The sequence below is a fragment of the Bradyrhizobium genosp. SA-4 str. CB756 genome, from assembly GCF_000473125.1.
In the GTDB taxonomy this organism is placed as follows: Bacteria; Pseudomonadota; Alphaproteobacteria; order Rhizobiales; family Xanthobacteraceae; genus Bradyrhizobium; species Bradyrhizobium arachidis.
This window is the reverse complement of the sequence record NZ_KI421499.1, coordinates 8,215,224-8,229,988: the sequence shown is the minus strand read 5'-3', so window position 1 is coordinate 8,229,988 and position 14,765 is coordinate 8,215,224. Positions and strand designations below refer to the sequence as shown.

Annotated in this window: 11 protein-coding genes and 1 pseudogene; 6 read left to right on the top strand and 6 right to left on the bottom strand. The window is 64.3% G+C overall.

From position 1 onward, the window contains the following. Window positions 1-75: 75 nt before the first annotated feature. Entirely contained in the window at window positions 76-1,443 is a 1,368-nt protein-coding gene (locus BRAGE_RS0139790) for an MmgE/PrpD family protein (protein ID WP_027563949.1), read from the top strand. Window positions 1,444-1,539: 96 nt separating this feature from the next. Here BRAGE_RS0139790 and BRAGE_RS50975 read toward each other — a convergent pair whose 3' ends face one another. The 3 genes and pseudogenes from BRAGE_RS50975 to BRAGE_RS0139775 form a co-directional block, all read right to left on the bottom strand. Next, complete coding sequence (locus tag BRAGE_RS50975) at window positions 1,540-3,009, bottom strand: serine hydrolase domain-containing protein (protein ID WP_035730584.1); 1,470 nt, start codon at window positions 3,007-3,009, stop codon at window positions 1,540-1,542. Between the two features lie 324 nt (window positions 3,010-3,333). Then, window positions 3,334-4,388 (bottom strand): annotated as a pseudogene (locus tag BRAGE_RS50970) (helix-turn-helix domain-containing protein). 53 nt (window positions 4,389-4,441) lie between these two features. Next, complete coding sequence (locus BRAGE_RS0139775) at window positions 4,442-5,011, bottom strand: GNAT family N-acetyltransferase (RefSeq protein WP_027563948.1); 570 nt, start codon at window positions 5,009-5,011, stop codon at window positions 4,442-4,444. 64 nt (window positions 5,012-5,075) lie between these two features. On the opposite strand from BRAGE_RS0139775, the gene BRAGE_RS0139770 reads away from it, so the two are divergent. The 3 genes from BRAGE_RS0139770 (at window position 5,076) to BRAGE_RS0139760 (ending at window position 9,569) form a co-directional block, all read left to right on the top strand. Then, window positions 5,076-5,993, top strand: a complete 918-nt coding sequence (locus BRAGE_RS0139770; protein WP_027563947.1) for a pirin family protein — start codon at window positions 5,076-5,078, stop codon at window positions 5,991-5,993. A gap of 63 nt (window positions 5,994-6,056) precedes the next feature. Beyond that, a complete protein-coding gene (locus BRAGE_RS0139765; RefSeq protein ID WP_027563946.1) occupies window positions 6,057-6,971 on the top strand; it encodes a phosphoribosylaminoimidazolesuccinocarboxamide synthase in 915 nt (304 codons plus the stop codon). A gap of 381 nt (window positions 6,972-7,352) precedes the next feature. Beyond that, the gene (locus BRAGE_RS0139760) at window positions 7,353-9,569 is read left to right on the top strand and encodes a SulP family inorganic anion transporter (protein WP_027563945.1); all 2,217 of its coding nucleotides are present in this window, start codon (window positions 7,353-7,355) and stop codon (window positions 9,567-9,569) included. A gap of 224 nt (window positions 9,570-9,793) precedes the next feature. On the opposite strand, the gene BRAGE_RS50965 is transcribed toward BRAGE_RS0139760, so the two are convergent. Further along, a complete protein-coding gene (locus BRAGE_RS50965; protein WP_245161748.1) occupies window positions 9,794-10,702 on the bottom strand; it encodes an NAD(P)H-binding protein in 909 nt (302 codons plus the stop codon). Between the two features lie 212 nt (window positions 10,703-10,914). Here BRAGE_RS50965 and BRAGE_RS0139750 point away from each other — a divergent pair, with 212 nt between their 5' ends. Further along, complete coding sequence (locus BRAGE_RS0139750) at window positions 10,915-11,652, top strand: helix-turn-helix transcriptional regulator (RefSeq protein ID WP_159073972.1); 738 nt, start codon at window positions 10,915-10,917, stop codon at window positions 11,650-11,652. A 98-nt stretch (window positions 11,653-11,750) separates the two neighbouring features. Here the strand turns inward: BRAGE_RS0139750 and BRAGE_RS0139745 are convergent, their stop codons facing one another. Together BRAGE_RS0139745 and BRAGE_RS0139740 are read right to left on the bottom strand one after the other, a co-directional pair. Continuing rightward, the gene (locus BRAGE_RS0139745; RefSeq protein ID WP_035730578.1) at window positions 11,751-12,629 is read right to left on the bottom strand and encodes an MBL fold metallo-hydrolase; all 879 of its coding nucleotides are present in this window, start codon (window positions 12,627-12,629) and stop codon (window positions 11,751-11,753) included. Between the two features lie 28 nt (window positions 12,630-12,657). Further along, complete coding sequence (locus BRAGE_RS0139740) at window positions 12,658-13,647, bottom strand: zinc-dependent alcohol dehydrogenase family protein (RefSeq protein ID WP_027563942.1); 990 nt, start codon at window positions 13,645-13,647, stop codon at window positions 12,658-12,660. 153 nt (window positions 13,648-13,800) lie between these two features. Between BRAGE_RS0139740 and BRAGE_RS0139735 the strand changes: the two genes are divergently transcribed. Beyond that, on the top strand, window positions 13,801-14,718 hold the full coding sequence (locus tag BRAGE_RS0139735; protein ID WP_027563941.1) for a LysR family transcriptional regulator: 918 nt from the start codon (window positions 13,801-13,803) through the stop codon (window positions 14,716-14,718). The last annotated feature ends 47 nt before the right edge of the window (window positions 14,719-14,765 follow it).

The following is a 14,765-nucleotide window of genomic DNA, read 5'->3' as shown; positions in this document are numbered from 1 at the left end:
GATGCCCGCGGCCGCAAGGCCGCTTGAAAGGCCAAATCAGCCCGCCTAACTTGCGCGCCAAAACGAGGAAACACGATGGCCCACGAAACCGCAACGCTCGCCGCCTATGTCGTCAATCTGAAATACCAGGATATTCCGGCGGAGGTGCTGGATCGCGCCAAGGTGCTGACGCTGGACTTCCTCGGCAGCGCCATCCGGGCTAGGTCCGAAGCGGAATCCACCCCCTCGATCCTGAAGATGCTGGAAGCGCTCGCGCTCGACACCAAGGGCGAGTCCACCGTGTTCGGCGACACCAAGACCTGGACACCGGCGGTGGCGGCTCTCCTCAACGGCGCGCTCGGCCATTCCCTCGACTTCGACGACACCCATGCCGATTCCTCGCTGCATCCGAGCGCGCCGGTGGTTCCCGCCGCCTTCGCCGTCGGCGAGATAGTCGGCGCCTCGGGCCGCGACGTGCTGACCGCGATCGTGGCGGGCTATGAAGTCTGCTGCCGGCTCGGCAACGCGCTCGATCCGACCTCGCATTATGCGCGCGGCTTCCACCCGACCGCGACCGCCGGCACCTATGGCGCGGCCGCGGCGGCCGGCAAGCTGTTTGGTCTCTCCGAGCAGCAGATCATCTCCGCCTTCGGCGTCTCCGGCAGCCAGGCCGCGGGCTCGCTGCAATTCCTGGTCAACGGCGCCTGGAACAAGCGCTACCAGGTCGGCGCCGCCGCGATGAACGGCGTGATTGCCGCAACATTGGCGCGCAACGATTTCGTCGGATCGACGGAATCGGTCGAAGGCAAGCATGGCCTGCTCGCCGGCTACACCAACGATGCGCATCCGGACAAGGCGGTGGCCGAGCTCGGCAAGAGCTACGAGACGATGAAGATCGGCGTGAAGCCGTATCCGAGCTGCCGCTACACCCACGCCGCGATCGACGCGCTGATCGCGATGCGGCGCGAGCACAATCTGACCCCCGACCAGGTCAAGCGCGTCGAGATCGGCCTGCACCGCAACGGCATTACGCTCACCGGCGATGCCGCGACCAAGCGCCACCCGCGCTCGATCGTCGGCGGCCAGTTCTCGATGTTCTTCACCGGCGCGCTCGCACTCGACCAGGGCTCATTCGGCTGGGACGACTATAACCGCCTTGGCGATGCCGCCATCGACGCGCTCGCCGACAAGTTCGACGTGGTGCAGGACGACCGCCTCGAGGTCGGCCGCACCCACCCGTTCGGCGCACGCGTCAGCATCACGACGGACGATGGCGTGCATGAGCGGCTCTATGCCGATCCCTCGGGCGAGCCGAATTCCTTCCCGGACACGCAGGCCATGCAGCAGAAGTTTCTGACCTTGGCGCGCCCGGTGCTGAATGCGCGGGCGGAGAAGTTCGCCGATGCGATCATGACGCTGGAGCGGTTCGATCGCGTGGCCAAGGCGACGGAGCTTGGGAGGTAGGAGCCGTCTCTTCGCCTCTCCCCGCTTGCGGGGAGAGGCCGAAATGCGCGCGAAGCGCGGATTCCGGGTGAGGGGGACTCTCCACCAATCCGACTCTCACCTCCCTTGCGGAGACTCCCCCTCACCCCAACCCTCTCCCCGCAATCGGGGAGAGGGGGAAGAGGTGGTGCGCGTCGCGGTCACCACGTCGCGCACAAGATCGAACACGCCGTCCGCTTCCGGCGGCCAGTTCGGCGAGCGGCCCATCCGCACGATCACCAGCTTCTCCGACGGGATCACGATGGTGTACTGCCCGATCGTGCCCTTGGCGAAGAACGCATCGCGCGGCCAGCCATGCTCCACGCGGAAGTTGGCGCCAAAGCTCTCGCCCTGGTTGGTCCAGAAGCCCGCGCCGATGCCGACCCATCCGCCCGGTGTCGCCGTGGCCGAATAGTTCACCCAGCCCTCCGGCAAGATGCGCTTGCCGCCGGCGACGCCGTCATTGAGATAGAGCTGGCCGAAGCGCGCCCAGTCGCGCGCCGACGCCAGCATCTCGCTCGAGCCCTCGATGGTGCCGACGCCATCGAGCTGAAGCGTGACGTGGCGCATGCCGAGCGGCGCGAACAATTCGCGGCGCGCGAAGCGCAGCGCATCTGCGGGATTGCCGCCGGCGGCATTGCGGATCAGATGCGAGAGGACGAGCATGTTGCCGTCGTGATAATTCCACGCCGTGCCCGGCGCGGTCGCAAGCGGCATGCTCGCGGCGTAAGTGGCCATGTCGTTCTCGACGAACTTCATGCGGTTGACAGGCTCGAAGGCGGAGCCGAGCGAAGCCTGCAACGAGCTGCCGAGCGCGAGGCCCGCCGTGTGGCGCAGCAGCTGATCGACGGTGATGGCATGGCGCGGATCATTGGGATTTTTCCAGGCGGCAACCGGTGCGGGTCCATCGAGCTTCAGCTTGCCCTGGCGCACGAGAATGCCTGTCAGCGCCGAGATCACCGATTTGGTCATGGAGAACCCAAGCAGCGGCGTCTCCGGCCCGATGCCGTCGGCATAGCGCTCGGCGATGATGCGGCCCGACTTCATCACGACGACCGCGCGGGTGCGGCGGTAGGGCGGCTGCGCAGGCTCGGTGAAGGCACGGTCGAGTGCGACGGCCAAGCCCTCGCTCTGCGGCGGCACGAGAGCGGGGCCGGCGATCTCCGGCAATAGCGCTGGCTGCCTCTCGTCCGGCGGTGGCGCCACGTCGGTGAGGCCAGTGCCATGCTCGAGCGTGCAGCCGAGCCCCTCGCGATAGACGGCATGGCTGCGGCCGATGCCGAACAGCGTCACCGTGACGTCCTTGCGCGCGCGGTCGACCTGATAGTCCATGGCCCAGGTGATCAGGCCGGTCCCGGGCATCGCGTCGTTGGTCTCGGTGAAGTTGCGGCGGGGGTCGAGGCCGGAGACGAACATCTCCGAGCACAGGATGTCGGCGACGAAGCCGGTCGCGACCTTCGGCACGTCGCGGGCCCGGGCGGCGCCGAGCGCGAGGCCGGCACAGGCGATGGTGGTGGCGAGGAGGACGATCTTGCGGCGGCGGGGCACGGGCTTTCTCTCCGGCTAAAGGGACGTGGCGGGAGGAAGCCGAAGCGGGCGGAGAAGCGCTCGCCGGATTTGGAAATGGGCTGGTTGAATATGGGCGGGGCTGGTCGATTTTGGAATTGCGGCGCGATTTCATGTATTTACAGGAGATTGAGCGGAGAGCGACGGTCTCTCGCTCCCTCTCCCCGTTCTTACGGGGAGAGGGTTGGGGTGAGGAGCCTCCCTCCCCGGCCGAGATCATCGTGAGACCTGTACCCCCTCACCCGGATTGCATCTTCGATGCAATCCGACCTCTCCCCGCAAGCGGGGAGAGGTGAAAAAAAGGCCTCAAGCCGTGCTCGTATTCAGCCGCCGGTATTCCGTCGGCGTCACGCCGGTGACCGCCTTGAAGGCGCGGTTGAAGGGGCCGAGCGACTGGAAGCCGGCGTCCATGGCGATGGTGATGACGGGAACCTCGGCCTGGGTGGGATCGGCGAGCGCGGCCTTGGCTTCCTCGATGCGGTGGTTGTTGAGGAACACATTGAAATTGCGGTAGCCGAGGCGCTGGTTGATCAGCCGGCGCAGCCGGTATTCGGGGATTTTCAGCCGGCCCGCCAGCGCGCCGATTGTGATGTTCTCCGGCGATAGATCCGCTCGTCCGCCATCAGGCGCATCAGGGCTTCGATGAGCTTTTGGTCGGCGGATTCGTCGATGGCCGCGGGCTGAGCCAGAATTGGCGGCGTGGCCACCGACGCCGGAAACAGATCGGCGCCGTCGACGCGCATCACTGTATAGGCGATGGCCGCAACGATGCTGACGAGCACACCGGCATTGATCGTGTTGGCGACATCGCCCGCGCTGCCGGCAACGAGGATCTGAAGCACCGCATTCACCCCGCCATAGAGCGCGGCGGCGCAAACGATGAAGACACGAACATTGCGGCGGCGTTCGACCAGATCGGCCGGCCACGACTTGATCATCTGCGCGACTGCCAGCGCGATGAAGCCGAGCACCATCAGGTTCACTGCAGTCACGGGGAACCGCACGTTTCCGCTCGGCGCGATCCAGAGACATCCGACAAAGCTGAACGCAGTCACCGCCGCCCAGATCACCCCGTGCCACCAGCGCAGCCGAAACTCGTCGTCGAACAGCGCGCGCGTGAACAGCCAGAACACCACAATGTTGCCAGTCGACAGCGCGATCAGCGGGGCGTGCCAGCCCGCGGCCAGCGAAGAGAAACCGACCGAATAGCTCGCCGCATGCGCGGCCGAGCCGAGTGCGAAAGCCGCGCCGAGCCGCCCCGCCAGCACATTGCGGAAATCGGAGAGCAACGACGCCGCCAGCACCAGCAGTAGCGCGACGCTGGCGGCGCGAAAGGCGAGTTCAAGGTTGGTCAGCAGCATCCGGTCGGTCCGCTTCGTCAGCGCCGCGAACTTAGGTCAGATCGGAGATCGATTCAATTTCGCCGCCATGAAGCCCGCGACGTGATCCAGGCGTCGGCGGGCTTGCCGAACAGATCGATCTGCCGATCCTTCCGTGCACCCAGGCTGCGGGCCACAGCTTGCGATGGTGCATTTTCACTGTCGATACAGTGCATGATCTCGTCGATCTCAAAACTGTCGAACGACCAGTCGATCGATGCGCGGGCCGCTTCCACCGCGTAACCCTTGCCGCGAAATTCCCGGGCAATGCCCCAGCCGACCTCGAAGGCAGGCCAGCCCGGCGGGCACCAGGGACCAACGCGCCCGACATATTTGCCGCTCGACTTCTCCTCGACCGCGAACATGCCAAAGCCGTAAAGCGCCCAATGCCCTGACATCACGGCGGCGTTGCGCCAACCGCCGATCTCGGTGGTCACAGGCTTGCCGTCCGGCGCGATGAAGCGCGCCGTGCCGGGATCGGTCAGCATCATCGCGTTCGGCGCGATATCGCTGGCGCGCCACGGCCGCAGGATCAGGCGTTCCGTCTCTATTCTGGGGCCTGTGGCCTGAAGCAGAACGGCACCAGGCTTGAGCGGCGGAATCATCTGTCTCCTCCCGTTCCCATCATTGTTCTGCTACGATCATACCAGCAAAGAACAGGAGTCCACCATGAGCTGGCAACCCTCGAACGATCCCGTGCTCGGCGATCCCATGTCCTGCGACGCGCTCGATCTTGTCATCGTACCGCGCACGCGCGATCTCGGCGACGGATTTGAAGTGCGGCGCGCGCTGCCGCACGGCAAGCGGCAGATGGTCGGGCCCTTCATCTTCTTCGATCATTTCGGCCCGGTGCAGTTCGTCTCCGGCAAGGGCATGGACGTGCGGCCGCATCCGCATATCGGGCTTGCCACCGTCACCTATCTGTTCGACGGCGCCATCATGCACCGCGACAGCGAGGGCAACGTCCAGGAGATTTCGCCGGGGGCGATGAATTTGATGACGGCTGGGCGCGGCATCGCCCATTCGGAGCGTACGCCAGATGCACAGCGCGCCTCGGGCCAGAAGATGCTGGGCCTGCAAAGCTGGATCGCGCTGCCGGCCGGATCGGAGGAGATCGAACCCTCGTTCCAGCATTACGCCGCCGGCGATCTGCCGATGATCTCCGAGCGCGATTTCACCGCGCGGGTGATCGCAGGCTCCGCCTTCGGCATCACCTCGCCTGTTACGATGGTGTCGCCCTGGTTCTACACCGAGGTTACGGCGGTGGCGGGCGCGACCGTGCCACTCGACCCCGATCATGAAGAGCGCGCGATCTATATCGTCGACGGCGAGGTCGAGATCGCCAACGAGCGCTATGAGGGGCCGCGGCTGCTGATCTTCCGCCCGGGCGACCGCATCACCGTGAAGGCGCTCAAGGCGACGCGGATGATGTTTCTCGGCGGCGATGCATTGGAGGGCCCGCGCCACATCTGGTGGAATTTCGTCTCCTCCAGCAAGGAGCGGATCGAGCAGGCCAAGCAGGACTGGAAAACCGGCCGCTTCGCCGGGGTTCCGCAGGAACATGAGTTCATTCCGCTGCCGGAATAGGCTAATCCGGTTTCCGGCCGCGCCATCAGGCGCGGCCGGATGTCCCGTGCGAAAGCTTTGCCGATGACCACCATGCTCTCCAGCAACCTGCCGCTGCCCAAGATCGGCCGCGGCAAGGTGCGCGATATCTACGCCGTCGACGACGACCGCCTGCTGCTCGTCACCACCGACCGCATCAGCGCCTTCGACGTCGTGATGGGCGAGACCATCCCGATGAAGGGCGCGGTGCTGACGCAAATCAGCGCATTCTGGTTCGGCAAGCTCGAAGGCGTGGTGCCGCATCACATGATCAGCGCCGACACCGACGAGATCATCGCCGCCGTGCCGGCGCTGAAACCGCATCGCGCCGAGATCCTCGGCCGCGCCATGCTGTCGCGCCGCACCACCGTGTTTCCGATTGAATGCGTGATCCGCGGCTATCTCTCCGGCTCAGCCTGGAAGGAATATGCGGCCAGCGGCACGCTCGCCGGCGAGAAGCTGAAGGCCGCTCTCGTCGAGAGCGAGAAGCTGGAGCCTTCGATCTTCAGCCCGGCGACCAAGGCCGAAAGCGGCCATGACGAGAACATCACCATCGCGAAGATGCGCGCGGTCGTCGGCGACGAGGTCGCCTACACGCTCGAGAGCATGACGCGCGCGATCTACACGCTCGGCGAGGAGCTCGCGCGCGAGCAGGGCATCATCATTGCGGACACCAAATTCGAGTTCGGCCGCGACAAGGACGGCCGCATCATCTTGATCGACGAGGTGATGACGCCGGATTCCTCGCGGTTCTGGGCGGTCGATGCCTACAAGCCCGGCCAGCCGCAGGCGAGCTTCGACAAGCAGCCCTTGCGCGACTATCTCGATGTTGAGCGCCGCGCCGGCCGCTGGAACGGCGACGCCCCGCCACCGCCGCTGCCGGCAAGCGTCGTGGATGCGACCAGCAAGCGGTATCTGGAAGCGTATCGGCGGGTGACGGGGAAAGAGCTGAAGATTTAGGCCGGGCTGCTGCTTTCTCCGCTGTCGTCCCTGCGAAAGCAGGGACCCATACCGCGTGATCCTTCGATTGCAGTCGGTCGCGGTATCACCAAGAGTCTTCGTCGCACTGCTTCCTGGGGGTATGGGTCCCGGATCGGCGCTCCGCTCCAGACAACGCTACGCGTTATCGGAAGCTGTGCTTGTCCGGGACGACACTGAGTTTGTGGCGCGGGCTTCGTCTCCATCCTGATGCGTGACCTGCCATTCACATGCAGTGGACCCACATCCGCATCGAGCCGTCCCAAACTGTCGGATACTTCATAGTTACAAGAATCCTGTTGCGCTAAGCCCGTACTCGTCTACGTCTCAAAACGGAATTCCTTCAGGGGCGAGCGGCAGGGCGTGACCGATCCAGCAATTACCTTCACTCCGGCTCCGCGGCTCGAGCCGGCTCTCAAGCGTGCGCTGAATGATATATTGGGTGGCAGTGCCGCCAGCGTCCTGACTGTCACCTTCGGGCTGTCCTATTCGCTGCTGATCTTCGCCGGCCCGCTCTCGCCCTATCTGTCCTACGGCATCGCGGCGACCTTCATCAGCTCCGCCGTGCTCGCCGCCATCGTCGCGCTCGGCAGCTCCCTGCCCTTCGCGATTGCCGCCCCCGACAGCTCGACTGCCGCCGTGACCGGCATCCTGGCGGCCTCGCTGGTCGAACGGGTGGTGGCGGCCAATCCGGCCGCGCCGCTGCTCTCGCCGGTCCTGATCACGCTCGGCCTGTCGACGGTGCTGACCGGCGTCGTGCTGTGCGGACTGGGCCTGACCCGGATGGGCCGCGCCATCCGCTACGTGCCATATCCGGTGGTCGGCGGCTTTCTCGGCGCGACCGGCCTGCTCATCGTGATGGGCGCGATCCGGGTCATCACCGATCACCCCGTGCAGTTCGCGACCTTGACGCGCCTTGCCAACGGCATCGCGCTGTCGGAACTCGGTGCCGCCTGCGCCATGGCGCTGGTGCTGTACCTGACCTGGCATCGCTCGCGCAGCCCGTTCGGACTGCCGATCATCCTGGTCGGCGGCGTGCTCACCGCGCATCTGGCGTTCTGGATCACGGGCGTCTCGCTCAATGAGGCCCGCGCGCTGGGCTGGACCTTCCAGCCGCCGCCGCAGGCGGCCTTCATGGTGCCCTGGCACGTCGATGGCCTGATCCACTATCCCTGGTTCGCCGTGCCGGACCTGCTCGGCAATCTCGTCGCCGTGATCTTCGTGACCGCGTCGAGCACGCTGTTCAACACGACGGGAATCGAGGTGGCCGTGCATCGCGAGGCCAATCTCGAGCGCGAGCTCAACGTCACCGGCACCGCCAACATGCTGACCGGCGTGCTCGGCGGCTATGCCGGCTGCATCTCGGTCAGCCGCTCGGTGCTCAACTTCTCGAGCGGCGGCCGCGGGCGGCTGTCCGGCCTCACGGTCGCGGCGATGTCGCTGCTGATGCTCGCGATCGCGCCCGATCTGCTCGGCTTCATCCCGAAATTCGTGCTCGGCGGCTTGCTGCTCTATCTCGGCGCCGACCAGCTGCACAAATGGATCATCGAATCGCGCAAACGGCTGTCGAAGCTGGAATATCTCTCGCTGATCGCCATCATCGCGATCATCGTGGTCTGGGCTTTCGTCCCCGGTATTTTGATCGGCATCATCATCGGCTGCGCGACCTTTGCGTTCAGCGCCGCAAGGGTGGAATCGATCAAGTACAGTTTCGACGGCTCGGAGTATCGCTCCTCGCTCGACCGCTCGCGCGACGACCAGGAGGTGCTGCAGGCCCATGGCGGCAAGATCCAGGGCCTGAACCTGCAGAGCTATCTCTTCTTCGGCTCGGCCAACCGGCTCTACCAGCACGTCAAGCGGCTGCTCCAGGAGCGCCCGGAGTGCCGCTATCTGCTGTTCGACTTCAAACTCGTCACCGGCGTCGACTCCTCCGCCGCCTACAGCTTTGCCCAGATCAAGCGCAGCGCCGCCGAGCTCGGCGTCGAGCTGATCCTGGTGCACCTGTCGGCCGCTGCCGAGAAAGTACTGCGCTCCAGTGATTTCATCGGCGAAGGCGTCACCATCATTCCCGAGCTCGATCACGCGCTGGAATGGTGCGAGAACGAGATCATCTCGCAGCATCAGGGGCTGGCGCAGGAAGAGGCCAGCCTGCGCGACTGGTTCGCTGGGATTCTCGACAGCGAGAGCGATGCCGACGCGCTGATCCACCGCTGCCAGCGCATCGAGGTCAGCGCGGGCGAGGTCATCGTGCAGGCCGGCGATCCCGCCGATTCCATGCATTTCATCCTCGACGGCCGCGTCGGCATCATGGTGCCTGCCGAGGACGACCGCACCACGCGTGTGCGCAGCCTGGGGCGCTACACCACGATCGGTGAAATGGGCCTCGTGTCGCACGCCCCGCGCAGCGCGACGATCCAGGCCGAAGTTGACAGCGTGCTCTACGTGCTGAACACGCACCAGTTCGACGCGATCAAGGAGGAGGATCCCGCGCTCAGCCACAAGCTGCTGACCTATTTCGTGTCGGTGATGGCGGAGCGATTGACGTTTGCGAACCGGACGATCGCGGTGCTGCGGCGGTGAGGGCCTGCGCTGGCAAGCCCCCTGTAACGGCGCAAACGCACGAGCAGGAGGCGGCTTTCGAGCCGCCTCCTGCCGGTTAGGCCCCTGCCATCATCGCGTATTTCGATCTCGACATATAAACATGCGCCTCGCTGAAGCCCCCCTCGATCAGCATCCGGCGCGTTGCCGCATCTCGCTCGTTCCAGATCGCGATGTCGTTCTGGACGGGATGGTCACCAGTTCACTCATTTCGCTTCCTTCCTCTTTGCACCCATGCCCACCAGTTGCGACAAGGTGTCGTGGACCATCGTGTCCAGACTGCTTGCAGTGACCCCCAGCAATTTCTCGGTGTCGCCGGCATCGAGCAGGAGCGGCTTCTCGAACAGATAGGACATCTCGATCCCCTCGTCGAAGCCGATGCTTTCCAGGTCGGCCGAGGTGAGCCGTGACAGATTCGGGACGTCAATCTTCAGCGCGGCCGCGAATCGGTGCACCAGTTCGCGCACCGACGCGGATTGCGAAGGCACGTGAAAGGCGCGCCCCCATTGTCCGGTGAAGCGCGACGCGGCAACCAGCGTCTTCGCGGTGTCCTTGGTGAAGGACCAGGCATGCGCCGCATCCGGATCGCCGAGGAAGGCCACAGGCCCGTTCTTGAGGAGAGACGGCAACGCCAGCAGCGAAAAATACGCGACCGCACCGTCGCCGAGATAGTCGCTGGCGCGAATCTCGAGCGCAGGAACGCTCGATCGCAGGGCGCGCTGCCACATGATGTGCCGGGTCGTGCCCTTTCGACTGGTCGGGTCCGGATCCAGGTCCGGCGTGAGAGGGCTCGCGGCCCGCGCGCCATAGCCATAGACATTTCCGACCACGAGCAGCCGGGAGCCAACCTGCTCGGCTGCCTTGACCGTTCCATCCATGATCGGAAAGAAGTCGGTCGGCCATCGATGATAGGCCGCCATGGCGCACATGAAGATCGCGTCGGCGCCCTTGCTCAGGGCCGCCAGCTGCGCGGCGTCAGTGGCATCCGACGAAACCGTTCGTACAGCTCCGGCACTGAGCGATCCGGCATTCCTGCTGGTCAGGATGACGCTGTGCCCTTCCTCCGCCAGAAGGCGCGCGGTTTCGCGCCCGACCGGGCCAGCTCCGACAATCACGTAATGACTCACTTTGCTTCCTCATGTGTCACGAAACGACAGATGAGTTCTTTGACGCTCCTGCCGTTGAAAATCGCGCACGATGCGCCAAATACCGGACACGTTCTGCCAAGACCTTGGGGCCCGAAGAGCCGGCCATGCGTGCGAGATCGAGTTCTGCGCCAACATCGACCGGCAGCACCGCCGCGGCCACGCGCACCGAGCCGAATTCCGTGGCGCTGGAGCCGATCGGCGATCACCGGATCATCATCCACCTCAGCCCTGCGACGCGCTCACTTTGCCTCGAGACCGGAGACAGGTTTCTGCGTCAGGCCGGCGATATCGATGTGATTCCGTCCGGCGCCATCGGCGGCTTCGTCGCGGAAACGCCCTACAAATCGCTTCAGATCCGGCTCGCGCCGCGCATGCTCGATCATGCGGCATCCCGGAGCGGACAATTGGCGTCCGCCCGACTCGCACATCATCATATGCTGCGGAATGACCGCATCATTCTGCTCGGACAGGCGCTCGAAAGCGACGTGAAAGCGGGCTCGCCGAGCGGTCCGCTGTTTGCCGAAAATGTTGGGATGGCCCTGGCGGTGGAGCTGCTCAGCCTGACGAATGATCCGCCGGCGCAGGCGGCGCGCCTGTCGAACGAGCAGCTCCAGAGGGTTTTGGCCTATATCGATGCCAATCTCGACCGGCCGCTCACGATCGACATTCTCTGCCGCGAGGCCGGCGTCAGCAGCTCACATCTGCGGACCTGGTTCAAGGCGGCCATGGACGTCACGATCCATCGCTACATCCTGAGACGGCGGGTGGAGCATGCACGCCTGCTCCTCCTCCAGGGCGATCGCAAGCTCAGCGACATCGCCCTGGAGGCGGGCTTTTCCCATCAATCTCATCTGGCCAAATGGATGCGCCGCGAACTCGGATACAGTCCGAGTCAACTGCGTCGAAGCCGGAATTGATCGAGCGAGGGCTTTAGACCCCCGCCATCATCACATATTTGAACTCGACATATTCTTCCATGCCGTGACGCGAGCCTTTGCGCGCATACCCTCTCGGCTCAGATGAGCTCCGCGGACCAGGGTTCATGACGGATTTCGAACGACTGTCCCTTCTTCGACAGCCGCGCGAACCCGGGGAAATTGAGGTGCATTCCGGCGACGAGCTCTCCGGTCGCGGAGACTCTTTCCAGCATTTTCTTTCGGGTTTCTGCGGCCGCCTGCGGATCGGCGTCGAACGCGATCGTCACGTCGGGCCTGGGCACCTGAATATCCGGATAGTGAACGATGTCGCCCCAGATCAGCAGGGACGCATCGCCGCCATCGATCCGGTAGCCGCTATGTCCGGGGGTGTGGCCGGGGAGATGTTCGATCACGATGCCGGGCGCGACTTGCCCTGCACTGACCGTCCGACGCCGCGCGCCATAGGCCTCGAATACACTTCGGGCGGCCTGAAAGAACGGCTTCATCGCGTCCGGGGCCTGATTGAGATTCGCATCATCCGACCAGAAGGCGAATTCGGCGTCGTGCATCACGATCTCGGCGTTTGGAAACTGGGGCGCCGACGGCAAGGCCCCGACGAGACCTCCGACATGATCCGGATGGGCATGGGTCAACAGGATCTGGTCGATCGCGAGCGGGTTCACATTGGCCGCGGCAAGCGAGGCATGCAAACGCCCTCCCCAACCGTGGATGCCGCCGCCGCCGCCATCGACCAATATGGTCCGGCCTTTTCCCTCGATCAGATAGGCGCTGACGGTCATCGCGGATGACGGATGACGTCCCGTCGCCACCGTCATGCTCATCGCCTCGTCAGGTCCTATTCCGGACAAGAGATCGAACGGCACGCTGACGACGCCGTCGACGATCGCAGTGACGATGTAGTCGCCGATTTTCCGTCGGTTCAGGCCGGCGGCCTGCCAGTTGTTCGTGTTCGTCATTCCATCATCCCTAACTGTGTTGCGGGTCTCAGACCGTGACGACGATCTTTCCGATCTGCTCATTCGACTCCAGGAAGCGCGTTGCCTCCTGGATCTGATCGAACTCGAAACTTCGGGAGATCACCGGCTTCAGCGTCCCGGATGAAAGGCCTTCCGAGATGTATCTCTTCGCGCGCGCCAGCACGTCGTCGTCATCGACGACCTCGTTGTAGAGATAGCCCTTGATTGTGAGGCTCTTTCCGAGCACGGCAAATTGGGGGAACGCGCCCATATCCGGGCTCAAGGCGCCGTACTCGATCAAGATCCCACGATGAGACATCGCATGCGCCAACTGCTCGATGGCGGGACCACCGATCGGATCGAATACGACGCGCGCTCCCTTGCCGCTCGTGATCTCCATCACCCGCGAGACGAGATCCTCTTCGGCGGTTGCGATGACGTGATGGGCACCTGCATCCAGCAGCGCCTTACGCTTCGCGCTGCTCCGCGTCGTCGCGATGATCGTCGCTCCCACCGCGCGCGCGATCTGAAACGCCGCAGTCCCGACGCTGCTGGATGCCGCCGTGACGATGACGTAGTCGTCCGCCTTCAGATTCGCTTGCTCGATCAGCGCACCCCAGGCGGTGACATATTTCATCCACGATGCGGCGGCCTGCGCAAAGGTGAGGTTTTTCGGATGCACCACCAGATTGCGGGCCGGAATATTGATGACTTCGCCGTACGTGCCCCATCGCGCCATGTCTTCGGTCGGAATGACGCTCACCGACTGGCCCGGACGGAAATCACTCACCGACGCGCCGACCGCTTTGACGATACCCGCCGCCTCATAGCCCAGCCGGCTGGGAAACTGCGCCTGCTGCACGTAAGCGTTGCGCCGGAACATGACCTCGGCCCGATTGAGCCCGATCGCGCGCACCACGATCTGGACTTCATCGACTTCGGGAGCCGCGACCTCGATGTCCTCGATCTTGAGAACGTCGGCGTCACCATATTCGTGAAAGCGAACAACGCGGGCCATCTCCTGCCTTTCCGGATTTCGTCTCGGCCAATTGCCGGACCCGGAGATAGCTCCGCCCTTTGTTCGTCGGAAGCGGTGAAATTTGAACTTTATTGTTATGATATTTTATAACAATCTGGGTGCGGCTGAGATCGCGCCCGATGGAGAAGACGCATGGACTTTCTGCAGCAATTGAAAGTCTTCGTGGCCGTTGCGGAGAACAGGAGTTTTACGCGGGCGGCCGAGGCCCTTCGCGCGACCCGTCCCACCGTGACGAACGCCGTGAGCGAACTGGAAAAGTCGATCGGCGCAAGACTGCTGCATCGAACGACGCGCCAGACCTCCCTGACGAGTGAAGGGCGATTGTTCTATGATCGCTCGGTCGCAATCCTCAACGAGGTCGGGGAAGCGCGTAACCTGTTTGGCGGCGCCGGCGACGCGCCAAAGGGACGCCTGCGGGTCGATATCCCCGTTGCGATCGCCAAACCACTGATCATCCCAAATCTTCCGGACTTCCAGGCAAAATACCCTGACATCGATCTCATCCTCGGTGTCAGCGATCAGCCGGTCGATCTGATCGCAGAAGGTATCGATTGCGTGCTGAGGATCGGCGACCTGCCGGTCAGCAGCCTCGTCGGGCGCGTTCTCGCCAAGATGGCCATGTTGATCTGCGCGTCACCTGTTTACCTCGACAGGTTCGGCACTCCGGAAAGTGTCGCGGACCTCAGGGGTCATCGCGCAGTCAATTATTTTTCGGGCCGGGGCCATGTCGCCATCCCCTGGCGTCTTCCGCGGGGGACCGGCGAGCGCGAGCTTCGCCTGGAAACCGGCATCCTCGTGAACGACACGGAGGCTTTCCTTGCGTGCGCTCTCGCCGGCATGGGGCTGATCCAGGTGCCCGGCTGCGTCGTCAAGGAATATCTGAACAACGGAATGCTCGTGCGGGTCCTGCCGAAGTTGCGGCCCGTCCATCGCCCGCTATCGATCATGTTTCCGGCACGCGAGCATTTGGCGCCACAAGTGCGGGTGTTCATCGATTGGGCGAAGAGCCTCGTCGCAGACGTGGACAGTCCCTGGATCAGCTCGCCCTGAGCTGCAACGCTGATGACGCTCGTGATGCCCGGGCCTGTCCCGATAAG